Annotated in this window: 21 protein-coding genes; 6 read left to right on the plus strand and 15 right to left on the minus strand. The window is 34.1% G+C overall.

From position 1 onward, the window contains the following. Nucleotides 1-135 precede the first annotated feature (135 nt). The 10 genes from K0R77_RS12725 to K0R77_RS12770 form a co-directional block, all read right to left on the minus strand. Complete coding sequence (locus K0R77_RS12725) at nt 136-1,125, minus strand: nitronate monooxygenase (protein WP_300352900.1); 990 nt, start codon at nt 1,123-1,125, stop codon at nt 136-138. Between the two features lie 88 nt (nt 1,126-1,213). After that, on the minus strand, nt 1,214-2,581 hold the full coding sequence (locus K0R77_RS12730) for a peptidylprolyl isomerase (protein ID WP_300352903.1): 1,368 nt from the start codon (nt 2,579-2,581) through the stop codon (nt 1,214-1,216). Nucleotides 2,582-2,669: 88 nt separating this feature from the next. After that, a complete protein-coding gene (locus K0R77_RS12735) occupies nt 2,670-3,593 on the minus strand; it encodes a PfkB family carbohydrate kinase (protein ID WP_300352906.1) in 924 nt (307 codons plus the stop codon). A 73-nt stretch (nt 3,594-3,666) separates the two neighbouring features. Continuing rightward, a complete protein-coding gene (gldD, locus tag K0R77_RS12740) occupies nt 3,667-4,224 on the minus strand; it encodes a gliding motility lipoprotein GldD (RefSeq protein WP_300352909.1) in 558 nt (185 codons plus the stop codon). Between the two features lie 228 nt (nt 4,225-4,452). Next, a complete protein-coding gene (gene mutY, locus K0R77_RS12745; protein ID WP_300352912.1) occupies nt 4,453-5,499 on the minus strand; it encodes an A/G-specific adenine glycosylase in 1,047 nt (348 codons plus the stop codon). Nucleotides 5,500-5,786: 287 nt separating this feature from the next. Beyond that, nucleotides 5,787-7,148 (minus strand): DUF5458 family protein, encoded by a 1,362-nt coding sequence (locus K0R77_RS12750; RefSeq protein WP_300352914.1) that lies wholly within the window; start codon nt 7,146-7,148, stop codon nt 5,787-5,789. Between the two features lie 21 nt (nt 7,149-7,169). Beyond that, on the minus strand, nt 7,170-7,706 hold the full coding sequence (locus tag K0R77_RS12755; RefSeq protein WP_300352916.1) for a type VI secretion system contractile sheath small subunit: 537 nt from the start codon (nt 7,704-7,706) through the stop codon (nt 7,170-7,172). Nucleotides 7,707-7,857: 151 nt separating this feature from the next. Continuing rightward, complete coding sequence (locus K0R77_RS12760) at nt 7,858-9,951, minus strand: M13 family metallopeptidase (RefSeq protein ID WP_300352919.1); 2,094 nt, start codon at nt 9,949-9,951, stop codon at nt 7,858-7,860. A 374-nt stretch (nt 9,952-10,325) separates the two neighbouring features. Next, entirely contained in the window at nt 10,326-12,380 is a 2,055-nt protein-coding gene (locus tag K0R77_RS12765; protein WP_300352922.1) for a M13 family metallopeptidase, read from the minus strand. Nucleotides 12,381-12,570: 190 nt separating this feature from the next. After that, nucleotides 12,571-13,821, minus strand: a complete 1,251-nt coding sequence (locus K0R77_RS12770; RefSeq protein WP_300352925.1) for a CinA family nicotinamide mononucleotide deamidase-related protein — start codon at nt 13,819-13,821, stop codon at nt 12,571-12,573. A gap of 113 nt (nt 13,822-13,934) precedes the next feature. Here K0R77_RS12770 and K0R77_RS12775 point away from each other — a divergent pair, with 113 nt between their 5' ends. Then, nucleotides 13,935-14,411, plus strand: coding sequence for a hypothetical protein (locus K0R77_RS12775; protein ID WP_300352928.1), 477 nt, complete (start codon nt 13,935-13,937; stop codon nt 14,409-14,411). A 120-nt stretch (nt 14,412-14,531) separates the two neighbouring features. On the opposite strand, the gene K0R77_RS12780 is transcribed toward K0R77_RS12775, so the two are convergent. The 3 genes from K0R77_RS12780 to K0R77_RS12790 form a co-directional block, all read right to left on the minus strand. Continuing rightward, a complete protein-coding gene (locus tag K0R77_RS12780; RefSeq protein ID WP_300352931.1) occupies nt 14,532-15,071 on the minus strand; it encodes a lipocalin family protein in 540 nt (179 codons plus the stop codon). A 148-nt stretch (nt 15,072-15,219) separates the two neighbouring features. Next, nucleotides 15,220-15,954 (minus strand): LytTR family DNA-binding domain-containing protein, encoded by a 735-nt coding sequence (locus K0R77_RS12785; protein ID WP_300352934.1) that lies wholly within the window; start codon nt 15,952-15,954, stop codon nt 15,220-15,222. Nucleotides 15,955-16,011: 57 nt separating this feature from the next. Beyond that, on the minus strand, nt 16,012-17,793 hold the full coding sequence (locus K0R77_RS12790) for a histidine kinase (RefSeq protein ID WP_300352937.1): 1,782 nt from the start codon (nt 17,791-17,793) through the stop codon (nt 16,012-16,014). A 132-nt stretch (nt 17,794-17,925) separates the two neighbouring features. Here K0R77_RS12790 and K0R77_RS12795 point away from each other — a divergent pair, with 132 nt between their 5' ends. From K0R77_RS12795 to K0R77_RS12810, 4 genes are all read left to right on the plus strand, one after another. Beyond that, complete coding sequence (locus K0R77_RS12795; RefSeq protein ID WP_300352940.1) at nt 17,926-18,501, plus strand: hypothetical protein; 576 nt, start codon at nt 17,926-17,928, stop codon at nt 18,499-18,501. A 221-nt stretch (nt 18,502-18,722) separates the two neighbouring features. After that, a complete protein-coding gene (locus tag K0R77_RS12800) occupies nt 18,723-19,652 on the plus strand; it encodes a hypothetical protein (RefSeq protein WP_300352942.1) in 930 nt (309 codons plus the stop codon). A gap of 115 nt (nt 19,653-19,767) precedes the next feature. Beyond that, nucleotides 19,768-21,363 (plus strand): DUF4139 domain-containing protein, encoded by a 1,596-nt coding sequence (locus K0R77_RS12805; protein WP_300352945.1) that lies wholly within the window; start codon nt 19,768-19,770, stop codon nt 21,361-21,363. A 50-nt stretch (nt 21,364-21,413) separates the two neighbouring features. Then, nucleotides 21,414-22,607, plus strand: a complete 1,194-nt coding sequence (locus tag K0R77_RS12810; RefSeq protein WP_300352947.1) for a vWA domain-containing protein — start codon at nt 21,414-21,416, stop codon at nt 22,605-22,607. 206 nt (nt 22,608-22,813) lie between these two features. On the opposite strand, the gene K0R77_RS12815 is transcribed toward K0R77_RS12810, so the two are convergent. Then, nucleotides 22,814-24,019, minus strand: a complete 1,206-nt coding sequence (locus K0R77_RS12815; RefSeq protein ID WP_300352950.1) for an FAD-binding oxidoreductase — start codon at nt 24,017-24,019, stop codon at nt 22,814-22,816. A gap of 108 nt (nt 24,020-24,127) precedes the next feature. Between K0R77_RS12815 and K0R77_RS12820 the strand changes: the two genes are divergently transcribed. Then, nucleotides 24,128-24,508 (plus strand): STAS/SEC14 domain-containing protein, encoded by a 381-nt coding sequence (locus K0R77_RS12820; protein ID WP_300352953.1) that lies wholly within the window; start codon nt 24,128-24,130, stop codon nt 24,506-24,508. 30 nt (nt 24,509-24,538) lie between these two features. Here the strand turns inward: K0R77_RS12820 and K0R77_RS12825 are convergent, their stop codons facing one another. Further along, a complete protein-coding gene (locus tag K0R77_RS12825; protein ID WP_300352955.1) occupies nt 24,539-25,735 on the minus strand; it encodes an MFS transporter in 1,197 nt (398 codons plus the stop codon). Nucleotides 25,736-25,848 lie beyond the last annotated feature (113 nt).

The following is a 25,848-nucleotide window of genomic DNA, read 5'->3' on the forward strand; positions in this document are numbered from 1 at the left end:
AATTTACATCTTCTTTGTCATTCCGGGGGAATCTAAGCAATTCAGTGAAAAATCTGTTGAGATTTCTCCGGAACGACAAACAGAGCATTAATTTCAAGATGTATCATTTCCAATCAGAAAGCATTATTTCTATTATTATAAAGAAGGTATCCTGACTTCCTCAAACTCTTTCAGAAGATTCGCAAAAACCGTTTCAACAGGTAAAACCTCATCAATCAAAGCAGAAACCTGACCGATTTCCAGTTCGCCATCTTCCATATCCCCTTCAAACATTCCTCGCTTTGCTCTTGCTCTTCCCAATGCAGCAATCAGAGATTCGGAATTCCTTCCTACATTATAAATTTCTTCAAGCTCGTTAAAGAATTTATTTTTAACCATTCTTACGGGAGCCAATTCTTTCAATGTAAGATGGGTATCGCCTTCATTGAGTTCGGTAATTTTTTTCTTCCAGTTTTCGTGTGCGCTTGCTTCAACGGTAGCAGCAAAACGGCTTCCGATCTGTACTCCGTCTGCACCCAAAATCATTGCGGCTTTCATTTGCGAACCCAAAGCAATTCCACCAGCAGCAATTAATGGCTTAGAAATATGTTTTTTCACATTAGGGATCAGGCAAAAAGTGGTGGTTTCGTCTCTTCCATTGTGACCTCCGGCTTCAAAACCTTCAGCAACGACAGCATCAACTCCGGCATCTTCACATTTCATGGCAAATTTAGTAGAAGAAACTACGTGAGCAACTTTCACCCCCTCTTTCTGAAGAGTTTCTGTATAAGTTTTAGGATTTCCTGCAGATGTGAAGACGATTTTTACGCCTTCTTCAATAATAATCTGAATCACCTCATCCAAATTTGGATATAACATAGGAACATTCACTCCAAACGGTTTGTCTGTAGCTTTTTTGCATTTCTGAATATTCTCTCTTAAAACATCAGGATACATGCTTCCCGCACCAATCAGACCCAAACCTCCACAATTTGAAACGGCGGATGCAAGTTTCCATCCCGAATGCCAAATCATTCCTGCCTGGATGATAGGATACTGAATATTAAAAAGTTCGGTAATTCTGTTTTTGCTTTCCTGCATATCATGAAGTTTTTTGGCTGAATTGAAATCGATAAAATTGCTCATACGGTAAAAATACTAAAAACTGAGATTCTGTAATAATTCTGAATGATTATTACACAAAAAAACCTCCAGAAATTCTGAAGGTTTTGTTTTATTTTTTAATGGATTCTTTTTTCCAGTTTCCTTTAAAATCACAATTGTCATACCGACCGTCGATGGAGATAAAGGTTGTAGATATTTTTGAATTAACAAATTTCTCAACCATCTCGCCCTGTTTTTTTCTCAGAGCCATCTGCTTTATTCTGTCGTAATCTGTTTCGAGAGTAATCTGGTGAGACGGAATTACATCTTCAATCTTCACGATCTTTATTACCTTTCTGTCTCTCTCATCTTTATCATCAAAAGCTGAGGTGATATCTCCTTTATTCAAACCAGCCAATTCATAACTGATCGTTCCGGGAACGCTTTCTCTTTCTATTTTATTTGAACCGTCAGCTCCTGCAATTACTCCTGCGTTGAATTTTGTTTTTTTATCATCAGAAAATTTAAAAGCAGCATCTTTAAAAGTTATCTTTTCAGCTAAGATCAAACCTCTGATACTATCTAGCTTTTTTCTTGCAGTTTTCATTTCGTCATCAGTAGGTGTTGCCATCAGAAGAATGTGCCTTGCATCATAAGCTTTTCCTGATTTTTTTACTAACTGAATAATGTGATATCCAAATTCAGATTCCACAGGATCTGAAATCTCTCCTTCCTGAAGATTTAAAGCAGCAGCCTCAAAAGGCTTTACCATCTGACCCTTGAATACGTTTTTCATCAAACCTCCGTTTGGTGCAGAACCCGGATCTTCAGAATAAATTCTTGCCTGGCTTTCAAAACTTTCTCCGCCTGCAATATCCTGTTTTATTTTTTTCAGCTTATTAATGAGCTCATCCTTATGGGCTTCCGTCAATTTAGGATTCATAACAATTTGGGAAATTGAAACTTCATCTTTAATTTCCGGCAATTGAGATTTGTACATATTGTAAAAATCTGTCACCTCATTTGGAGTAACATCTGCTTTTTCTGTAATTCTCTGATATTTTGCCTGACCGTAATAAGTATCGGTATCTATCTTTTCGATAGCATTCTTCATCTCATATCCAGTTCTGAATTTGTAGGCCGTCAACATTGATTTTTCGTCAGGAAACTGAGAAAGCAATTGGTTGTATTTAGCATTTGCCTGTTCCTTGATTGCCGCAGAACGGTTTTCGATCAGTGTATCTTTTTTAGCTTCAAAAACAAGAAATTTGTTATTGATAAGATTCTCTAAAAACTCACATTTATTTGCCGTACCAGCACCTTGCTGTTTTGCATAATTCATCTGTTCCTCCACATCAGATTCGAGAACAATTTCATCGCCAATCACTGCCGCAATACCATCTATCAACTGACCTTGCTTTAGCTGAGCCTGTACATTTGTTGAAAACAACAATGCAAAAACTCCAAAAAGAAAAGCGATTTTTAATTTATTTATCATTTTACTATTTTAAACGAGTTGCAAATTTATAATTCTTAACGAATTACACTCAATTTTTTATTATAAATATTTCTTAAAAAAGCTTCAATTATTGCAGCTCAACATCAAAAGTCGTCAATTCTTTGAATTCTCGCAATCTGCTGAACATATCAGCTTCGCTTACTTCTTCAATTCTCTCTGTTCCGAATTTTTCTACGGTGAAAGAAGCCATCGCAGATCCTACGATCAATGCAGACTTCATTGTTTCAAAATCGAATTTACCTTTTTTAGCTAAATATGCCGCGAAGCCTCCTGCAAAAGTATCTCCCGCTCCTGTAGGATCAAAGACTTCTTCCAACGGAAGCGCAGGAATGGCAAATATTTTGTCATCATGGAAAAGAATTGCACCATGCTCACCTTTTTTGATGATCACAAACTTAGGACCCATCGTATGAATCTTTTTCGCTGCCTTTACCAAAGAATATTCACCGGAAAGCTGTCTTGCTTCTTCATCATTAATACTGATCACGTCGGTTTTAGCGATCATCTCTTTCAGAATATCCATTGCAGAATCCATCCAGAAGTTCATGGTATCAAGAATAACAAGCTTCGGACGCTGATTCATTTTTTCAAGTACAGATAACTGAACACCCGGATGAAGATTTCCTAAAAGTAAAATCTCTGCATCCTGCATTGAATCAGGAATTTTCGGATCAAAATTTTCAAGAACGTTGACTTCAGTTGCCAAAGTATCTCTCGTATTCAGATCATTATGATATTTACCAGACCAGAAGAAAGTTTTTCCTTCTTTTACGATCTCAATTCCTTCGATATTGATATCTCTTTTTGTAAACATATCTAAATGCTCCTGAGGAAAATCTCCTCCCACAACAGAAACAATTCCTGATTTTACTCCCATTACTGATGCAGTAATCCCGATATATGTGGCAGCTCCTCCTAAAATTTTATCTGTTTTCCCAAATGGTGTTTCTATTGCATCAAATGCTACACTTCCTACAACTAAAAGTTTCATATGTATTTTATATTTTTTTATAATGGTTATATGCAATCTTTACGATTTATTACCAATGTATTTTTTTTAAGTATTAATTCTTCCATTCAAAAGTATCCAGCATATGCTTAATATCTTTTTTGATATAATCTACTGCCGGTGCCAGAGAATCCGGCTTTGGACGTGTATCAAAATATAAATAGGCAGTTACAAAATGTTTTGTACTGTCTGTAGCGTAAAACTGAAGATTAGAAGCACTCTGCCCTTTCAGCTCATAAAAATTTCCGTAAACTTTTTTTTCAGGATACTGAAAAGATTTGGCATCAATTGAACTTGCTTTGATGGTGTGTTCGTAAACCATTTTTTCAGATTCTCTCACATGATCTGCAAAATCATCCTTTACCGGAAAATAAGTGATGAAAACTTTTGCTTTCATCTTCGGGTAATTCATGTAGTACCAGCAAGGTTTTTTTGCGTCAACAATTTTGGCAAAATCTGAATATTCAAAAGTGTAAGCACAATTTTTGTCAAATTTCTGATATTTCGGTGTGGGATATTCTAATCTCAATTCACCATAAGGTTTCGGTTGAGTCTCTTTCTCACAAGAAATAAGGAGCAATGAAGCGAAAATAAAAATGACTTTTCTAATCATTTTGCAAAAATACAAATTACATTTTAGATTTTATGATACAAATTTCAGCATTTCAATGAGTTTTGAAATTTGATTTGATAGGAATTTGGTTTAAACTTTTAAAAAGCACCAAATAAATTTGTCATTCCGCAGGAATCTAAACTCTGTTATTCAAATTATTATTTTAAAATCATTGCTTAGATTCCTGCGTAATGACAAACTGTATGGATATTTCCGTGTTTTCAACTATCACAAAAACTTATACGCCACATCATAATTCTGAATATAATTTTCTAAAGGTTTCGGAAACGATCTTTGGTGAGAACTTTCAACATCAGTGATAATATAATCATTTTCAACAGTAAAATTTCTCCAAACCTCTTCTGAATCAATCTCAACATTAAAAATTTCTATGCTTAAATTTTTGTGAGTTAATTTATGGTTAACGGTTTTTATGCTTTTAATAAAAGGCATCAATTCATCCGAAATTTTAAGTGGAAATTCAAACAGTTTTTTCCAGATGAAATCATCCTTTCTCTGCTGAATTAAAAATTCTCCGTTTCTGTGAACAAAATAGTATTTTAATTCTAAATCCTGTGCTTTTACTTTCTTGGTTTTAACAGGAAATTCCGAGGTTTTATTTAACGAAAAAGCAAGGCAATCTTGGTTTAAAGGACATTCTCCACATAAAGGATTTTTTGGTTTGCAGATTTCAGAGCCTAAATCCATCATCGCCTGATTAAAATCACCTACATTTTCCGGCATGATCAAATGTGCCAGTTCTGAAAAATAATTAAATGCTCTGGAATTTGACATATCAAAATCATCCGCAAAAATCCTGCTTAAAACTCTGTAGAAATTTCCGTCAACAGCCGGCATTTTTCCATTAAAACAAATACTTGAAACCGCAGCCGCTGTATATTTACCAACACCCTTTAGCTTTAAGATTTCTTCATATTCAGAAGGGAAAATTCCGTTATAATCATTGATGATTTGCTGTGCAGCTTTGTGAATGTTAATTGCTCGTGAATAATAACCTAAACCTTTCCAATATAATAAAACCTCATCTTCTTCAGCTTTTGCCAAAGTCTGAACATCGGGAAATCTTTTAATAAAATTATTATAATGATTTAATCCCTGAGCAATTCTGGTCTGCTGAAAGACAATCTCACAAATCCAGATTTTGTAGGGATCTTTTGTATTTCTGAAGGGTAAATCTCTTGCATTTGTATCATACCATTTCAAAAGTTTGTTCCCGATGTGAAGAAAGTCTGATGTTTTTTTGTTATTTTCCAAAAAGCCGTCTCATTTTATATTCGCAAAGATAAATTATTATTTGTCGTGTTTTTATGATTTTAAAATATGAAATTGAATAAATAGGATGAAATTCAAATGAAGGATTTGAATGTTTTTTAAAAGCTACAAATTTATCGCTCCTACGGAGCTCGCTTTTTGCGAACGTTTTTTGTACTACAAACATTTCGCTCCTACGGAGCCGAAAAGTTTTGAAAGTTTATCTGAAATTTACCCAACAAAAAAACCGATGCTTTTTGAACATCGGTTTTGTATTTATTTTAAAATGATTAATCCTGAATATATTCAGCATCCCATTCGTTACCGTCATCTCCTTTATGACCATCCAGTTTTATCACAAAACTTTTTGTCGGGAAATATGGAGTCAGACGAATGTCTAACCAAACTCTGTCTTTATTGACTTTATCCTGTTCAAAACGAACGATTTTGAATTTTTCGATCAATTTATCTGCGCCTTTAATACCGTCTAAGAATGTTACGATCTGTCTTCTCAAATCGTCCTCGTTTCTTGCGTTCCAGTTTTCGAAGGCTCTTCTGTTTAAGAAATCTAATAAAACTTTAGTTACATAATCGAAAACACGAACTACAGAATAGGTCTGAAGACCGATATTATCTCCTGTAAACAATGTTTTAGCCGAGAATGCCATGATTTTACCGTATTCGTTCACCATCGGCACAAGACCCATTTTTTCTAACTGAGAAATTTCACTTTTCTTCAACTCGAATTTTACAGCGTCTACCTCGTTGATATTACCGTGTTTTTTACCTGCGGCAACCTGAGACATTAATGTTTTATGAATTTTTCCTGCCAATGAAGTTGACGGCGGAAGTTCTACATTTTCTTCCTCACCTACTTCTTCAGCTCTTCCACGGCCAACAAGCCAGTTACACGTCATGATCACATTACTTCTGTGCAATTCACCACCCGTAAGATTTGCAGAGTGGAATAAATCTACCACATCATCCGGTTTGTCGAGATTCGCAAAATCGGTAACCATCATTACTTTGTTCTCGTTACAGATTTTCGCCCATTTTTCGATGACTTTATTTGATCCTAAATATCCCGGAATTGCTAAAATTGAGTAGTTATCACGAAGATCCAAACGGTCATAATATTGTTTAAATTCTTCAGCAATTGCTTCAATAAACAAAGGGTTATCCAAATCTGAAACCTGCTCAAGACTTGCATTGACGATGCTTACATTATCGACTTTATCGAGCTCGGTATTTTTATAAAACTGTGCAACCGTTCTGTAGTTTGTTTCTAACTGACGAACTGAATCAAGTGTATTTTTTAGATTTGTTTTTAAGTTTTGTTCGGCAGCCTGTGCTTTTGTTTTGCAGGTATCTGCCATTTTTTCTGCCGATTCGTTGCTTCCTAAAAGCTCAACCCAAAGGTTGATTTTCTGAAGAAGTTCTTTTCTTTCGTCTGCTTTATTTCCATCGTTTAGGAAAATTTCTTTTCTTGCTTTTCTGGTCGGGTTCATATTGGCAATTCCATCTACAACAGATTCTATAAAGCCAAAACCACCGATCTTATTTAATTCTTCAACAGGACTTCCTTTTGGCTTTCCAGATTGTTGCTGTTGATTATGCTGTTGGCTTTCTGCAGCCTGTAACTTACTATCCATAATATTTTGTGTAGGTGTTTATTATTTTTCAAGTTCTTGTGCCACTTCCTTTAAGGCTTCAATAAATGCAGCTCTTGTCTGCTCATTTTCGAGCATATTTCGCAAAATTTTATTGGTTTTCAGCTGACGTACAATTTTATTGTACTGCTCCTGCTCCATACTGAGCTGCTGCAGATAGTCTGATTTCTGAACTAGATTTTTGGGAGTAAAGTCTGCAAGATTCTGAAAACGGAATTCTTCTTCAACTACATTTCCATCTTCTGTCTCGTGCTGTACAGCAACTGCGGGTTGAAAATGTCTGAAGACGTCGTCTACAGTTTTTAGTCCTGTTACAATTTCGGGAACATAAGATTCATCTGTTGTAAGCTGACTTACGATGAGGGATTTGTTTTCCTGGATTTCCTGAATAGCTTCATTAGCGTCGACCTTGACTTCGTTACCGCCAACACCGTAATTAAACATTGCCATATTATTATTATTTTGAGATTGTTGATTTTGGTTTGGATTAGCAAATTTTTGACCAATCCATTGTTTAAATTTATAAAAAAACTGTAACATACAAAATTTTGTAATGATATTTCTTTAAATAAATCAAAATTACCACAGATAATTGAATGATTATTAAACTTTTGGTATCACTAAGCTATGAAAAATAAATAAAAAAACGCATCTTTCGATGCGTTTTCCGTATTAACATTTGTTTAAAATCCTACCAGATTTTTATTCTTTCTTCGGGAGCTTTATAGAGCTTATCTCCAGGTTTGATCTCAAAAGCTTTCATAAAGCCATCCTGATTTACCAAAGGTCCGAATGCTCTGAAATAACCGGGTGAATGCGGATCTGTTTTCACCTGATTAATCATATACTGATCTGTAGATTTGGTTCTCCAGACTGTTGCCCAGCTCATGAAAAATCTCTGATCCTGATTAAATCCGCTGATCAGTCCGGGATTTCCATTGTCTTTAAGATACATCTGAAGAGCGTCGTAAGCGACCGCTACTCCACCTAAATCACCGATATTTTCGCCGCTTGTGAATTTACCGTTAACAAAACTTCCTTTTACAGGTTCATAAGCGTTGTATTGAGCTGCTAATTGTCCGACTTTTGCATCAAAATTCTTACGGTCCTGTTCTGTCCACCAATTATTCAGGTTTCCGTCACCATCGAATCTTGAACCGCTGTCGTCGAAACCGTGAGAAATCTCGTGACCGATAACGGCACCGATTCCACCAAAATTAACTGCTGCATCGGCTTTCGGATTATAAAAAGGAGGCTGAAGAATTGCAGCAGGGAAAACAATCTCGTTGTTTGAACCGCTGTAATATGCATTTACCGTTTGTGGAGACATTCCCCACTCTGTTTTATCGACTGGTTTTCCTACTTTTTCAAGACTTTTCTGATATTGCCAAGCCGAAACGTTCTGTAAGTTTGAATATAAAGTTGCCCCTTGAGCAGGAGCTTCCACCTTTAATTTAGAATAATCTTTCCACTGATCAGGATAAGCAATTTTGACTGTGAATTTAGACAGTTTTTCCTGAGCTTTGACTTTGGTTTCAGGAGACATCCAATCCATATCATTGATATGGGTTTTAAACGATTTTAAAATATAATCGATGTAGATTTCCATCTGCTTTTTTGACTCAGGAGTGAAATATTCATCTACATATAATTTCCCGAAAGCTTCTCCCAAAACGCCATTGACAAGAGCAAGACCTCGTTTATCCATTGCTCGCTGCTCTTTTTGTCCCTGTAGGTATTTGGAATAAAAATCAAAACGGATATTGTCTAAACTTTCTCCCAAATTACTTGCATTCCCGTTAATTACATGATATTTAAGATAATCTTTCAGCAACGGAAGGTTTTTCTGATTGATAAACTGATCCATATTCTGGTAATATTTCATTTCACCAATGATCACTTTATCTGTATTTACGCCTGCATCTTTTAAATATTTTGCAAGATTTACATTTTTCACCAAACCGGATAATTCAGATACATTTTTAGGATTGTACCTTAAATTTGCGTCTCTATTCTGCTCTAAAGTAAGCAGGTAATTGGCCAGTTGCTTTTCAAAATCAACCACGTTTTTTGCTGCAGCATCAGAATTTTTGTACCCTAAAACTCCAAATAACTGACTTACATATTTTTGATATTCTGCCAGAGTTTTGGTGTTGGCTTCATTCACTTTTTGGTAATAATCTCTCCCCAAACCAAGATCCGGACCGCCAAGATATACAGCATTCATTTTAGAATTTTTCATATCTGCCCCTACTCTCCATCCATAGAACGAATTATCGCCTAATCTTGTTGCTTCTAAAAGATATTTCTGAAGATCATTTACATTTTTAATGGCATCAATTTTTGCCAAATCTCCTTTAATTGGATTTAAACCGTCTGCATTTCTTTTACTGACATCCATAAATGAAGCGTACAGATTCTGAATTTTCTGACCTTCAGAACCTTCTGCATATTTTTCAGTTAAAATCTTATTTAAAATATTTAAAGAAGCATCATCTACATTTTCCCGCAATGCATTGAAAGACCCCCAACTTGCTTTATCAGAAGGAATCTGAGTGGTTTTCACCCAATTTCCGTTCACATAACTGAAAAAGTCATCCTGCGGACGAACCGTGGTATCCATGTAAGATAAGTTGAGTCCCTCCTCTTTAGTTTCCTGTTTTACCGGCTCTGTAACCACGACTGTTGTTTCGGCTTTCGAAGTTTCCATATTTTTTGCTGTTCCACAAGAATTCAAAAATACAATACCTGAGAATGCAAGTACTGCAATATTTAGTTTTTTCATTAAATTAATTTTGATTTGTAATCAGTTTGATCAAATATAAGAAATTATGTTAAATCAATATGATGATTTTATAGATTAATCTGGCTGATATTAACTCTAAATTGGAGTAATCAGGTTAAGTTTTCATAATATTTTGATTGAATTTTAGTTTCAAAAATTTATTTTTTTATTTATACTTTATAATAAGATTGGTCATTTTGTAAGAATCTAAATATCGAATTTTATCATCATTGAGATTCCTGCGGAATGACAAACAATATGAATATTTTTTTGAACTTACATCGAACTAAAAATTTAATTTATTTGAAAATGCTTCTTATTTACTAAAATTTAAAATAAAAAAACCGTTCATTTCTGAACGGTTTTTTTATTGATTACCAGATTTTAATTCTTTCCTCCGGTTTCTTGTATAATTTATCACCAGGTTTTACATCAAATGCTTTGTAGAAAGCATCAACATTGGTTAACGGACCAAAGCTTCTGAAATATCCAGGAGAATGCGGGTCTGTCTTCACTTGATTTACCATATATTTCTCACTTGATAAAGTTCTCCAAACAGTTGCCCAGCTTAAGAAGAATCTCTGATCCTGAGTATAGCCACTGATTACACCAGGATTTCCTTTATCTTTCAAATACATTTGCAATGCGTCATAAGCAATATTTACACCACCCAAATCTGCAATGTTTTCACCGTTGGTGAAAGTTCCGTTGACGAAAGTTCCTTTTACAGGTTCGTACTTATCATATTGAGCAGCCAAAGCTTTTGTAGCTTTTTCGAAGTTTGCCTTGTCTTCTGGAGTCCACCAGTCAACCAGGTTGCCTTCTGCATCAAACTGTGCACCCGAATCATCAAAACCGTGGCTGATCTCGTGACCAATAACCGCACCGATTCCACCAAAATTTACAGCTGCATCAGCATTTGGGTTAAAGAATGGCGGCTGAAGAATCGCAGCAGGGAAAACGATTTCGTTATATACCGGATTATAATAAGCATTTACAGTTTGTGGAGTCATTCCCCATTCTGTTTTATCAACAGGTTTTCCGATTTTCGCCAAATCTTTATTGTACTGCCATTCTGCAATGTTCTGAAGGTTTGCATATAAATTTCCACCTTTTGATTCAGGGACGATGTTTAATTTAGAATAATCTTTCCAGGTATCAGGATAAGCAACTTTTACTGTAAATTTATTCAGTTTGGTCATTGCTTTTTCTTTTGTAGTAGAAGACATCCACGTCAAACCGTTAATGTGAACTGCGAAGCTTTTCTTTAAATAATCGATCAGTTCAACCATCTGAGCTTTAGCTTCAGCCGGGAAATATTTTTCAACATATAATTTACCAAAAGCCTCACCCAAAGAACCGTTGATCAACTCATACCCTCTTTTGTTCAAAGCTCTCTGCTCTTGCTGACCTCTTAAATATTTACCGTAAAAAGCAAATTTTGTATCACCTAATTTTTCGCTTAAATAAGAAGCACCACCATTGATCATGTGAAATTTAAGATAATCTTTAATTACTGGAAGATTTTTCTCATTCACCAACTGATCAAAGTTTTTGTAATATCCGATTTCACCGATGATCACCCTGTCTGTATTTACGCCAACTTTTTTAAGATAAGAAGCAAGGTCTACATTTTTTACTAAAGAAGAAAGCTCAGCAATCGTTTTTGGGTTGTACTGAAGTGTATTATCTCTGCTTTGCTCGTTTGTCAACAAGTTTTTAGCGATACTTCTTTCGTAATCAACCACTCCTTTTGCAGCTGCGTCAGCATTTTTGTAGCCTAATTCCTTCAACATTGAAGCAACATACTTTTGGTATTCTGCGAGAGCTTCAGTGTTTTTCACATCTACTTTTTGGTAGTAATCTCTTCCCATTCCCAATGCAGCATCACCCAGGTAAACCGCATTCATATTAGAATCTTTCAAATCTGAATATACTCCCCAACTGTAGAATGTATTGTCGCCGTCTTTGGTAACAGATGCCAAATAATTTTGTAAATCCGTAAGACTTTTAATCGCATCAATTTTACTGATGTTTTCCTGAATAGGCTTGATTCCGTCAGCATTTCTCTTCTGCATATTCATGTATGTAGCATACAGATCCTGAATTTTTTTACCTTCACTTCCGTCTGCAAACTTATCTTTAAGAAGAGAATTTAAAATCGTCATCGAGTTGTTGTCTGTATCGTCTGCTAATTTGTTGAAACTTCCCCATGTTGGTTTATCAGAAGGAATTTTAGCAGTTTTCATCCACGTTCCGCTCACATAATTGTAGAAATCATCTTGCGGACGAACAGATTTATCCATCAAACTGAGGTCTAAGCCTTTGTCGGTTGTAATTGCTGTTTTGGTAGATTTAGCCTGAGCGTTCAGCGTATTTTGCGAACAAATTCCTGCCAATAAAAACAAAGAAAGCGTTAATTTTTTCATAAGAAAACTTTTATTTTTTTAAGGTCTTATGCAATCGCCAATATTTTTGTGATTTTATTCACAGTAAAACATAGCGATTTCATTATGATAATATTTTATACAATAAGTATATTTAATTTAAATTTTGTTACGGTAAAGTTAATTTTATTTTATGAATTGAATTTCCAAAAAAATAATAACTGAATTCCTTTTATTTACGGATTAAAATTCCGACCAGATCCTGAATGATTTTCTGAGACACAAAATAGATAAAATCCTGCCTTTCCAGATGCGGAAGATAAAGTTTGAAAGTTTCAGATTCATTTTTGACTTTGATCGTGTAATAAACCAGGCCGACATCTTTGCCATCTTCACCTTTTCCGGGACCGGCAACTCCTGTGGTGGAAAGCGAAATATCTGTTTTAAATAAATTCTGACAACCTTCTGCCATCTCACGTGAAACTTCTCCGCTTACGACAGTAAAACGTTCAATTGTGCCTTCCGAAACATGAAGGAGATCGATTTTCTTCTGTGTTGCGTACGTTACAATTCCACCTACAAAATATTTTGAACTTCCGGGAACTGCAGTTAATAAAAGAGATAATTCTCCACCTGTGCAGCTTTCGGCTGTTGAAATTGTGAATCCTTTTTGGGTTAAAATTTCACTTAAAATCTTCTCAATTTTATCTTCAGACGTTGCAATGATATTCTCACCAATAATCGGAAATAATTTCTGAATTTCATTTTCAAGTTGGAATTGCAGCAGATTTTCATCAGTTCCGGTTGCTGTCAGTCTCAGTTTCACCCTTGTTCCAACGGGAAGATAAGATAAAGCGAGATTTTCCGGTAGAGAGAGTTCCCAACTTTCGATTTGGTCAGCCAAAATGCTTTCGGGAATCCCAACCACGGAAACAATCCTTGTAGAAATATAATTGAGATTATATTTATCTTTTAAATAAGGAACAATTTGGTCTTTAATCAAAGGTTTTACCTCGTAAGGAACGCCCGGTAAGCTGAAAGACAATTTTCCATCTTGTTCCATCATCATACAAGGTGCAGTTCCATAATGATTTTGAAAAACGGTAGATTTTGTCGGAACAAAAGCCTGTTCGCGGTTTCTTTCTAAAATTTCGATGCGACCACGTCGTTCCATGTATCCTTTTAGATGTTCAAAAGTAACTTCATCCAATGCAATTTCATCATCAAAAAATTCGGCTAAAGCTTTTTTGGTTTTATCATCTCTTGTCGGACCCAAACCTCCTGTGGTAATGACTAAATCTCCGATTTCGAAAGCTGATCTTAAAGTATTTTTAATCATTTCAATTTCATCTGAAATGGTAAAAATCTGTACCACTTTGACTCCTATGTTTTTGAGTTCGGTTGCAATAAAATTTGAATTGGTATCAACGGTATTTCCGGAAAGAATTTCGTCACCAATGGTTATAAGAACTGCGTTTTGCATGCGTTTAATTTTGAATAAATTCCCTACAAATGACGTGAAAATCTCGATAGTGAACAAAAGAAAATGATTTTTTATATCTTTGATTTGAACTGTCGACTACTATAATAAAGATTATGACTAAATATGATGATGCCTCATGGCATTATGGCGGAGATTTCCCAGAAGGAATTCCTGAGAAAAACAGCGCAACCCACATCGGAATGTTTCTCAATTGGTGCATTAACAACAATTTACATTCCGATGAACTTAATGAAGACCACGAAAATGAAATTGAAAGTTTAAAAAAACGTGAAATCACAGGTGCAGAATTTGTCATCGATGCCCTAGACGGAAAATTTTCTGAATATGATCTGAATGATTTGGGAAACGCTTTTGCGAAAGATTATTATGTTGATGAGACGGATTTCGGAGATAAATTCAGTTCATTTGCTACAGACTACATCAATATTTTTGACAGTGTGGCTGAAGAAAATGATTTTGAATATGAAACCTTTTATCACATTGAAGACACTTATGAAAATTATGATCTAATGAAGCAGATTATTGATCATCGTTTTTTGGAGTGGAAAGAGTATAAAAATTTGAATTGATTGTTTAGTTTGTCATTCTGTAAGAATCTAAGCGTAGAATATAATTGTTATTTAGATTCCTACGGAATGACAAATTGTATGTATACCTTTTCCAAATTACTTCGCTCATGGTAATGACGATTAATTATGTTTTACCCAAATCAAATCATCTGTATTGTAGCCTAATTTCTGAGCTTTTGCTAAAAATCTTTCTCTGATGCTATTTGGAATTTCTTTATTTCTTGATAAAATCCAGATGTATTTTGTGCTGTTTCCTACAACCAATGCATTTTGATAATCATCATCAATATCGATAACATTGTAACCTGCCCAAATTGGTTTGAAAAAAGAAACCTTTAACCTTGCTTCAGATTTATCATTTACAAATCTTGCTTCGCCGATCGATTCTTTCCACTCTTTTTTGACGTAATCGTGACCCCTGTTCTGAACTTTAATCGATCCATCAGAATTTAATGAATAATTTGCAGTCACATTATCCATATTTTTCTCGAATTTGTAATCGAAACGGGCAATTTCGTACCATTTACCAAGATATTTTTCTGAGTTGAAATTTTTGATTGCCGTTGCTCCTTTCGGAATTCCTACTGAACAGGAATTGAATATTAAAAAACCAACAACAGCTAAAGAAACCGGAATGGCTATTTTCTGAAAAGTTTTCATATTGACATATTTTTGTTGGTATGAAAATTCAAAAATGATGCCTTTCACAGTAATTTTAACATCGAATCGTTGCAGCCCGACTTGAGCGGAGCTCTTTTTGTGAAACAAAAAAGCGGGAGCGGAAGGCGGAAAAGCTGCCCAAAAAACTTCAAGAAAAAACTTTCAAAAACTGATCTTTGAAACTTGAGGAAACTTCGATTTCAGTGTCATCAGATAATGTTGCGGTACCGCTTTTGTGATAAGATCTCACAAAATTGGTATTGATAATATGCGAACGATGAACTCTTACAAAAGGACTTTCAAGTAAATCATCAAAGTGTTTCAAAAACCTGCAAACCATTTTTTTAGAATTATCTATGAGATAAACCTGAGTAAAATTCCCATCCGCCTGAAGCCTAACAATATCTTCTGTTTTAACAACGTCAAAACCTTGTAAAGTGGGGAGAATCAACTGTTGTTTTTCGGGCTTTAGTTTTAAATTTTCGAGAAGAATTTTATTTCGGTTGAGTTCTTCATTCTTTTCAATACTTTCAGCAACTTTATTGACCGCCAAAATCAACTCCTGAATATCAATTGGTTTTAAAATATAATAGCTTGCAGATTTATTCAAAGCCTGTAAAGAATATTGCGAAAAAGCCGTGATAAAAATTGTCTCGTAAGAAAATTCTTTAGTTGCTTCCAAGACGTCAAAAGCATTTCCGAAAGGCATTTCAACGTCCAAAAAAACCAATTGCGGCTGCTTTTCAGCAATCAAAGGAACGGCATCTTTTATATTTTCCGCTTCACCCAAAATCTCAATTTGCGGGCAATATTTTGTGAGATAATTTCTGAGAACATCTCTTGCAATTTTTTCGTCATCTATGATTACTGATTTTATTTTCATGTTTGCAGGTTTCGGGTTTAAAGTTCGAGTTCAAAGCTGACTCTTGGAAAAATCAATTTAATAACTGATTAATTTATACGTAATTTCGACCATAACACCATTTTCAGAATCTTTTATGGAACACGAAATCTCTTTTTTATATAAATCATTGAGCAGTCTGATTCTCTCCAACGTATTTTTCATTCCACGACCTTCCCGGTTTTTTTGGTGAATGGTTTTCTGTTTTTTGCTTTCTTCGATTCCGATTCCGTTGTCTTCGATGGTGATTTTCAGATGTTGATTTTCTTTTTTAAAACTAAGTTTTAAAAATCCTTTTTCAGTTCTGTAACGCAATCCGTGCCAAATTGCATTCTCCAAAAATGGCTGAACCATCATTCCGGGAATCTGAAGATTTTGTTGGTTTAAATTTTCATCAACAAAAATTTCGTAATCAAATTTGTCTGCGAAACGGGTTTTTTCTAAAGCCATATAATTCTGCAATAAATCTAATTCCTGCTGAAACGGAATAAAATCTTCCGCAGAATTTTCCATCACGCCTCGCATCAGTTTTGAGAATTTTGTTAAATACTGGTTGGCTTCCAATTCATTATTTGTGGCAATAAACTGATTGACAGAATTTAAACTGTTAAAAATAAAATGAGGATTCATCTCTCTTCTCAATGATTGTAGAGCAATTTTCTTATTCTTGATCCGGACTTTTTTCAAGGTTCTGAATATAAAAAATATTAAGACTGACAATATCAGCAAAGCTCCAATTAAACTGTAATTAAAAATATTTTTCTTGCGAATTAGTTCATCTTTTAGCTTTTTTTCCTGTTCGAGTTGTGAAATTCGCTGTTCGGTATCTTCGAGAATTTTGTTATCAACCAAACTTCGGTCTTTTGAAACCAAATCGGGAAGTCTTCCTAAAAAATCACGGTAAAGACTCACAGAAGCGGCAGTATTTTCAGAAATAGAATATAAGCTGTCGAGTTTTTTCACACTTTTCTGAGCTTCCAAAGTATGACCTTTGTTTAAAGCAATATCGTAAGCGTTTTTTAATAAAATAATCGCTTCTTTCGGATCATTTTTCTTGATGTAAATTTCTGCCAATTCCTGAATCTGTTCTACTTTTTTCCGAGAATTATCTTTGACGAAATCTTCTTTTAAAACTGATTTTTTCGCTTCGATAGCTTTATCGAAATTCTTATTTTCAACATAAAAATCAGTTAGTTTCTGATTGATTGCCAAAGCCTGTTGCGGAGCCTGATCTTTTGAAATTCTATACGCATAATTGAGATTTTCCTCAGCTTTGGGAATATTTTTATTTTCAATATTAACATCTGCCATTTGGCTATAACCAGCTGCAAGATCTTCTTTATTATTTTCCTTTTCGCTGATCTGAATATTGTTCTGGATGGCTTCTGCTTTATTTTCTGTCACCGGCGATGAAAGTCTTGAAGCATCATTGGAATTTAAAACTTTTTTCGATTTTGAATATCCAATATTTGATGCTTTTTCATAATTACTGACCGCAGATTTAAGCTTATTTTGATTTTCCTGAGATTGAGCCAGTTTTCGGGTTACTTTTTCCAGATTCTGCTTGTCATTCAGCTTTTCGTAGATGTTTTTTGATTTAATAAAATATTCTTCACTTTTAGAAAAATTGCCGTCGTTGAAAAAGGTTTCTCCTATATTGTAATAAGATTCTGCTTGTGCAGATTCGTTTTTGCTGTCAACGGCTTTACTCAGTTTTTTAGTTTCTGCCTGAACTTCTTTTACAACATTTGTATTCTGAGAATACAGCATATTCCCAAAAGTCATAAAAAAAAGAAGCGCAAAAACCTGAAATATTTTCATAAAACAAAGATATACATATATATAATTTGTCAAACAACTATTCACCAAGTGAAAAATAGGTTTCACCAAGTTTGCTCTTTCAGCCCGTGATTATGACGCTAAGTTTGTATCATAATTTTAAACTTATTTATCATGAAAAATTTATCATTTTTAATTCATTTTGTTCTGTTATTTTGGAGCTATACTCTGCAATCTCAAACCAAATTAATTTCATATAAAAGCCATAGTGGTGATATAAAATATTTTGAAAAAAGTATTGTAGAAGACAGCTACAACACCAATTATTCCAATCTTGGAATGGCGCCGGAAAGATTTGTGACCAATTCAAAATTAGATAGTGTAATTATCATCGATGGCAAAAAAAGCGTCATGGTCACTTCATTATTCTGCAAAAACAGAAGAAACGGAAATACTGAAAAATGGAAAGCCGGAAGAGATACAGTTTATAATCATGCGATTTTTTCAAGCGAAAATATTGATAGTGTAAAAAAAATACTCAAGAAAAATTACTACTTTCAAAATAATATTGACAGTACCGTCTTTCTTAAGTATGATAGCAAAACGAAAAAATACAAATCAATTCCTTCTAAAAAATCCATAAAATCTGCGGAAGTTAAAAGCTCCAAATCAAAAGAGGAAATGATGTATTTGTTGGTTGTAAGCATCGCCGTTTTTGCGTCTCTTTATATTTATAAAAAACATCGTTAAAATTTTAAAAAGTGTACCGCAAATCAATTATCTTAAAAAAGATTACTGCTTTTTTTGGTGTTTTCTTTTTACAATTTATTCTTTTTTTTCCGTTGAGTTTTTTGAATGATTTTCAGCTAAAAATTACTCATTTTATATTTGGAGATTTCACTCAATTTCTTTTAGAATATTTTTTCAACAAAAATAATGTCAGAATTGATTACAGTTCAGACAGCTGTTCAATGTTGGTTTTAATCATCATCTTGTTGTTCACATCTTCCATTTTCAGTTTCATTATAAAGAAGAAATGGGGAAATAATTTTTTATTGATCATAGAATATTTATGCGTTTTATATATTTCTGTAATTCTGATAAAATACGGTACAGACAAAATTTTTAAAACCCAATTTCCTGAACCTGAATCTAATATTTTGTTTACAAGATTTGGAAATTTAGATAAAGATATTTTATTCTGGAGTACAATAGGAACTTCAAAAGTCTACAATTTGATTATTGGATCTATTGAGTTTTTTACTGGAATTTTATTGTTATTCAAGCGTTCTCAGTTTTTCGGATTATTATTGGCTATTATCTGTTTTAGTCAAATTTTCATCATCAATATCGGGTTTGATATTTCAGTGAAATTCTTTTCGTTGATTTTACTTTTAATGAGCTTACTTCTTGTGAGAGAAAAAGGATGGAAACTCATTCTGAAAATTATCAGTCTTCCAAAAAAAGCTTTTTTTGATCAAGCTATATTTCTGCCTTTTAAAGCTTTTATTAAAATACTGATTTTAGGAATTTTATTTATCAAAATAGGAATACCACATTTCAATAATGAAGATAAAAAAAACTCATTGAATTTAGCCGGAGCCTATCATGTAACTTCTCACGAAAGCAAATATCAATATTTATTTTTCCATAAAGACCAATACCTGATTTTTAGGGAAAAATCTTCGGAAAAAATGATCGTTTATCATTATGATATTTCTTTTGATAATCAAATTATTCTCGAAGATGATCAACATCATGTTTCCAAACATTTATTCGTGAAAAATAAGAAAGACAATACAATTATTTTTTCTTTCAATAATGAAATAATTAATGCTAAAGTTATTAATTATAGCAAAATGAATGCATTGCAGAACCAATTTCACATTTTGACAGATTAATGGTAATCGCAGTAAATAATCGATTCACCAAGTCAGAACTCATTTTCACCAAGTCTGTAAAATCTCATTCGATATATACGGTAATTTTACTTTAGAAATCAAAAAATAATAAACAATGCGACACTATTTTTTAATACTAATTCTCTCGGTTTCCTTTTTAAAATCTCAGGAAATCAGAAAAGAAATCGACGTAAAACAGGCAACTGTTTTTCTACAAGGTGCTAAAGTTTTTGGAAGCACAAATGTGAATCTTCAAAAAGGAAGAAATGTAGTTAAAATCATCAATCTTCCGAATGATTTGGACGAAAACACCTACAAAATCAATCTTGAGAAAAATACGACACTTCTCTCCATCACTCCACAAAGCAATTATCTGAAAGATGATGAAATGTCGGATGGAGAAAAAAAACTGGATGATGAAAAGAAAAAACTTCAAAGACAGGTCAATTTGCTGAATATTCAGATTAAAAATCTTTCAGGCGAACAAAATATCATTAATGATAATTTAAAAGTCTCTACCAACGACAAATCTACGCCACAGGAACAGTTGGTAAAACTTACAGAATTTTACAGAAAAAGAATGCTGGAAATTGATAATCAGGTGTTTTTACTGAACGAACAAAAAACTGTATTGGATGAAAGCATTGCCAAAATCAACAACCAATTTTCTGAAGAACAGACTCACAAAAATCAAAATAAGAAAGAACTTATTCTAGAAATTCTTGCTGAAAACGAGATGAATCTGAATCTTGGAGTGAGTTATATTGTTTCTAATGCAGGTTGGGTTCCGTCTTATGATTTGAGAGCTTTGTCAACGAAAAAACCTTTGGAAATTGTCTACAAAGGAAAGATTTATCAGAAAACCGGACAAGATTGGAACAACGTAAAACTTTTCGTTTCGACGTACAGACCGTCTTATAATCAGGACAGACCGATTTTGTCACCGCTGTATGTTGCAGAATATACAGCTCACAATTACGATGACGCAACAATGGGTTATGTAAAAAAAGAAAAAGCCGCTCTTACCAACTCTTATCAAATGCGTGCTGAAGTTGCAGCACCAAGTCAGATTCCTGTGGCAACTGTTTCTGATAATCAGATGAATGTTTTATATGAACTGAAATTTAACCAAACCATCGTCAGTCAGGAAAAAGAACAATATGTGATTCTGGATAAGAAAGAAGTCGATGCAACGTATAAATATCACACCGTTCCGAAGCTGAACAATCAGGTTTTCCTAATGGCATTTGTGAAAAACTGGCAGAATCTAAATTTGATTTCAGGTGAAGCGAATATTTATTTTGAAGATAATTATATCGGAAAAACTAATATTACAAGCACTTATGTAAAAGAAGAGTTCCCAATTTCTCTGGGAGTTGACGAAAGAATTGTTGTAAAAAGAATCAAGCTCGAAGATAAAACTTCACAGAAAACTTTCAACTCCAATAAATGGGAAACAGAATCTTATGAAATTTCGGTGAGAAATAATACCAAAGAAAATATCGAACTTGAAATTCTTGACCAACTTCCTTTAAGCGAAAACTCAAAAATTACAGTAAAATCTTTAGAAATCGGCAATGGAATTTATGATGAGAAAACCGGAAGTATTCTCTGGAACAGAAAAATTACAAGCGGAGTTTCAGATAAAATCAATTTCTCTTATGAAGTAAAATATCCGAAGGAGATGCAGATTCAGTATTACAGCAGATAAGTTTTAGAGTCTTAGAGAAAATTAAATATTAATTATTAAAAACATATAGTATGAATACCTTAAAATTTTTAACATTAACAACAAGTGCAATTGCTTTTTTAAGCGCAGGAAAAATCTCAGATATTCGTTGTAGTAATAAAGCCAACGACAGAGAAGTGATGGAAAGTAATATTTCCTCAGAACCGCAAATAACAGTTTCAAAAGATAATAAAATTCAGGTCGCATTGCTCTTGGACACGTCAAATAGTATGGATGGATTGATCGATCAGGCAAAATCCAGACTATGGAATATCGTCAATACTTTAACGACCTTAAAGTACAACGGACAAGCTCCTCAAGTAGAAATTGCATTATATGAATATGGAAATGACGGTTTGAAAGATGAAAATTATATCAGACAGGTTACAGCATTGACTCAAGATTTAGATCTGGTTTCAGAAAAACTTTTTGCTTTAAGAACCAATGGCGGAAGCGAATATTGTGGAGCCGTAATTCGTGATGCTTCAATGAATCTGAATTGGGACGGAAATGAAAAAAGCATGAAGCTGATTTATATTGCCGGAAACGAACCTTTCGATCAGGGAAAAATCAGTTACAAAGATGTGATTGCCAAAGCGAAAAGTAAAAACATTTACACAAATACAATTTTCTGCGGAAGCCGTGATGAAGGAATTCAAACATTCTGGCAAAACGGAGCCAATCTTGGTGACGGAAAATTTTTCAATATCGACAGCGACCGAAAAGTGATTTATATTGAAACACCATATGATGTGAAAATTTCACAATACAATTCAAAACTGAATGACACCTATATTTCTTACGGAAGTCGAGGTTCTGAAATGAAAAACAAACAGGCTGTTCAGGACGTGAATGCAGAATCTCAATCTGCTTCTAATGCTGTAGAAAGAGCCGTAAGTAAGTCTAAGAAAAATGCTTACAAAAACGACCATTGGGATCTGGTGGATAAAGTTGAAAAAGACAAAAGCTACATTTCATCAATAAAAGAAGAAGAATTGCCCTATGAACTGAAAGGTAAAAGCAAAGATGAAATCAATAAAATTGTAGCTCAAAAATCTGCAGACCGGGATAAAATTCAGAGAGAAATTGAAATTCTCGCCAGAAAAAGACAAGAGTTCATCGATACTGAAACGAAAAAACGTGGAAGTTCTGAAAGTGATGATTTGGGAAAGGCAATCGAGAAATCTATTTTGGAACTTGGTAAGAAGAACGGGTATAGTTTTTAGTTTTAAAATTGAAATTCGGAATTGGTAGACGTGCTAGACTCAAACTCTAGTATCGAAAGATATAACAGTTCTATTTTGGTACTGGGTACAAACTTAGATTTGTAAATAAAATGCTTAGTTTATTATTTTTTGTTTCGGGGCTAGGCAAAGCCTAGCCCCGAAACTTTTTCAGTGATTTTTTTTAACCCGGAAAAATTTAAAGTAAATTATCTCCCAAATTTAAAATATTCAGAAAGTTTGTGTTGTTTATTTTTCATAAAAGCAGAAGTCATTTCCATTCCTGTTACCGAAAAAGTAATTCCGTTCCCTCCAAATCCTAAAACAAAATAGGAGTTTTTGAACTTTTCATGTGTACCGATGTACGGAAGTCCGTCTTTGGTTTCACCAAAAGTTCCAGCCCAGACAAAATCGGTATAAAAATGATAATCAGGTTTTATTCTTTTAAGATTTTTGAGAATTTCTTTTTCTTTTTTATGCAACATTGCGTCTCGTTTTTCAGGATCAGAAAAATCTTCGTCACCGCCGCCAATCAAAAGTCTTTCGTCATCAGTCGAACGCATATAAATGTAAGGATCATCAGTATTCCAGACGAGCGTGTGCTCAATATTTTTAAATTGGGCTTTATCAATTTCAGAAACAATTGCAAAAGTACTTTTCAGATCAACAAAATGTTCTTTAATCATTGTTTTACTTTCGTATCCTACACAATAAATTATTTTTTTTGCTTTGATATTAAAACCGTCAGTCGTCAATGCAAGATTATGATCTCTCAAGTATTTAATCGATTTCATTTCTGTTTTATCAAAAATTTTCAAACCCTTATTGGCATTAAATCTCAGTAACTCATGAGCGAATTTAAAGGCATCAATACTTGCTCCCTGCTTTGATAAAATTCCACCATATGTATTTTGGAAACCAAATTTTTGTTCAATATCTTCATCACCCAACCAGGTTACATCAAATCCTGCTTTTCTTCTCAATTCATATTCTTTTTCAAGCCATATTGCATCTTTCTTTTTTGAAGCGAAGTAAAGAGATTGTTTCCGTTTAAAACCTGATCTTGCCTTTATTTCTTTTGTCAGTTTCTCAAGATCATCTATTGATTTTGAACAAGCTTTATAACTTTCTACCGCACCTTTTTCGCCAATCATTTCAATCAATTCGTATAACGGAGTATCTATTTCATACTGTAGCATTGAAGTTGTTGCTGAGGTGCTACCGTTGCAGATTTCACGTTTATCAATTAAAATAGTTTTGTATCCGTCTTTTATCATTTGGTGGGCAATGAGGCTTCCTGTAATTCCGCCACCAATGATGAGAACATCACATTCTTCATCAGATTTCAGGGAAGGATAGGAAGAAATAAGCCCATTTTTTAAAAGCCAGAAAGGTTCGTTAGATTTCAGGTCCATAGAATATTTTTCAAAACACAATCAATAACTGCGCCTTAATGGGTAATTCTGTGATTCTGGTTTAATTATTGATAAATTAAAATCACCCAACCATTTAAAATTTAAAATATGATATCAATTATTAATGATGCTCCGGAAAATGTAGCAGCTTTCAATGCAACAGGTGATGTAACCAAAGAAGATTTTGAAAACCTCGTGATTCCGTATGTGAAAAGTAAAGTGGAAAAGTTTGATGAATTGAACTATTTACTTTACTTGGATACTGATCTAAGTAATTTCACAATGGGAGCATGGCTTCAGGATGCATTTTTAGGAATAAAAAACATTGCCAAATGGAACAGAGCAGCTATTGTAACAGACAAAGAAGGTGTACAGAATTTTACTGATATTTTCAGCGTTCTGATGCCTGGAGAATTTAAATCTTTTCCGAAAGAAAACCTTTATAACGCTCTATATTGGTGTCAAAACGGAAATGAAGTTGAAAGTTAGTAACAAAAGAGAAGCCATTGCTTCTCTTTTTTATTGATCACAGGTAGCACATTCTACAGAAATTTCTTTTTCTTTTGAATTTACCCCGTATAAATACATATAAACAATACTTATTACCAACCCAATAACCGTCATCCCTACTCCGACAAGCGAAGGATAATTATAAGGTAAACCATGTTCTAAAGGTATTCCGCCTAAGAATGCACCCATCGCATTGGCAATATTGAATGCTGCCTGCATAAAAGCGGCGGCCATCATTTCACTTTTTGGCGCAGCTTTCATCATCATCATGTTAATAGGAGCTGCAACCGACATCGACAATGCTCCACAGATAAAGGTTAAAACCAAAGAAATACTTTGATATTCTGAAAAGAAAAATACTCCCGATAAAGAAAACATCATCAGAAAAAGTAATAATACACAGGTTTTCTCGGGACCTAATTTATCTGAAAGAAAACCTCCTGCCAAATTCCCTACAACCATTCCGCTGCCTGCAAGAATCATTACGTAAGCCATGTAACTGCTTTCAATTTTTGAAACAACGGTCATTAAAGGTGTGATGTAGCTGAGCCATGTAAACAATCCACCAAAACCAATTGCTGTGATCATTAAAACCAACCACGACTGTTTGCCTTTCAGAAATTTTAATTCTTCCAGGAAATGACTGTCTTCTTTTTTTTCCATTGCAGGAAGCCAAAGTTTTAAAGACAATAAAGCAGCAAGACCAATCACTCCCACAATTGCAAAGTACCAACGCCAGTGAAATTCCTGACCTATGTAAGTAACTAGAGGAACCATTGCAAGATTGGCAACAGTCAATCCGGTAAACATTAACGAAATATACAGTGCCTCTTTCCCTTTTCCTGCCATTCTTGAAGCAACCACAGTTCCTACTCCGAAAAATGCACCATGTGGTAAACCCGACAAAAATCTGATGATCAACATCGAATTATAATCGGGAGCAATTGCTGAAAGTACATTAAAAATGGTAAAAATAACCATAAGCACAATCAGAACTTTTTTAGGTGGAAACTTTACAGAATAGCCAATTAAAACAGGCGCTCCAATAACAACTCCAAAAGCATACGCCGCAATCAAATGTCCCGCTTGCGGAATAGTAATCTGCAGAGTTTTTGCAATATCGGGAAGCAATCCCATAATCGTAAATTCTGTAGTTCCGATCGCCAAACCACCAATTGCCAATGGCAAAATTCTTTTATCAAACATCTCTTTCCTATTTCAAAATGCAAAATTCGAGAGAAATAATGGTTTTTATTTGTTCTGAAATGATTGATTCTTGCTCTGTATTGACAATTTTGAATAAATTTACAGAATCAAAT

The sequence above is a fragment of the Chryseobacterium sp. genome (assembly GCF_029240215.1).
GTDB lineage: Bacteria > Bacteroidota > Bacteroidia > Flavobacteriales > Weeksellaceae > Chryseobacterium.

Bases quoted from the DNA above. Each gene is read 5' to 3' on its own strand.
- K0R77_RS12760 (WP_300352919.1), bottom strand. From the start codon at position 9,951: ATGAAAAAACTAAATATTGCAGTACTTGCATTCTCAGGTATTGTATTT.
- K0R77_RS12820 (WP_300352953.1), top strand. From the start codon at position 24,128: ATGATATCAATTATTAATGATGCTCCGGAAAATGTAGCAGCTTTCAAT.
- K0R77_RS12780 (WP_300352931.1), bottom strand. From the start codon at position 15,071: ATGAAAACTTTTCAGAAAATAGCCATTCCGGTTTCTTTAGCTGTTGTT.
- K0R77_RS12755 (WP_300352916.1), bottom strand. From the start codon at position 7,706: ATGTTACAGTTTTTTTATAAATTTAAACAATGGATTGGTCAAAAATTT.
- K0R77_RS12805 (WP_300352945.1), top strand. From the start codon at position 19,768: ATGCGACACTATTTTTTAATACTAATTCTCTCGGTTTCCTTTTTAAAA.
- K0R77_RS12800 (WP_300352942.1), top strand. From the start codon at position 18,723: ATGTTGGTTTTAATCATCATCTTGTTGTTCACATCTTCCATTTTCAGT.
- K0R77_RS12825 (WP_300352955.1), bottom strand. From the start codon at position 25,735: ATGTTTGATAAAAGAATTTTGCCATTGGCAATTGGTGGTTTGGCGATC.
- K0R77_RS12810 (WP_300352947.1), top strand. From the start codon at position 21,414: ATGAATACCTTAAAATTTTTAACATTAACAACAAGTGCAATTGCTTTT.
- K0R77_RS12790 (WP_300352937.1), bottom strand. From the start codon at position 17,793: ATGAAAATATTTCAGGTTTTTGCGCTTCTTTTTTTTATGACTTTTGGG.
- K0R77_RS12775 (WP_300352928.1), top strand. From the start codon at position 13,935: ATGACTAAATATGATGATGCCTCATGGCATTATGGCGGAGATTTCCCA.
- K0R77_RS12815 (WP_300352950.1), bottom strand. From the start codon at position 24,019: ATGGACCTGAAATCTAACGAACCTTTCTGGCTTTTAAAAAATGGGCTT.
- K0R77_RS12765 (WP_300352922.1), bottom strand. From the start codon at position 12,380: ATGAAAAAATTAACGCTTTCTTTGTTTTTATTGGCAGGAATTTGTTCG.
- K0R77_RS12770 (WP_300352925.1), bottom strand. From the start codon at position 13,821: ATGCAAAACGCAGTTCTTATAACCATTGGTGACGAAATTCTTTCCGGA.
- K0R77_RS12795 (WP_300352940.1), top strand. From the start codon at position 17,926: ATGAAAAATTTATCATTTTTAATTCATTTTGTTCTGTTATTTTGGAGC.
- K0R77_RS12750 (WP_300352914.1), bottom strand. From the start codon at position 7,148: ATGGATAGTAAGTTACAGGCTGCAGAAAGCCAACAGCATAATCAACAG.
- K0R77_RS12785 (WP_300352934.1), bottom strand. From the start codon at position 15,954: ATGAAAATAAAATCAGTAATCATAGATGACGAAAAAATTGCAAGAGAT.
- K0R77_RS12725 (WP_300352900.1), bottom strand. From the start codon at position 1,125: ATGAGCAATTTTATCGATTTCAATTCAGCCAAAAAACTTCATGATATG.
- K0R77_RS12730 (WP_300352903.1), bottom strand. From the start codon at position 2,581: ATGATAAATAAATTAAAAATCGCTTTTCTTTTTGGAGTTTTTGCATTG.
- gldD (WP_300352909.1), bottom strand. From the start codon at position 4,224: ATGATTAGAAAAGTCATTTTTATTTTCGCTTCATTGCTCCTTATTTCT.
- K0R77_RS12735 (WP_300352906.1), bottom strand. From the start codon at position 3,593: ATGAAACTTTTAGTTGTAGGAAGTGTAGCATTTGATGCAATAGAAACA.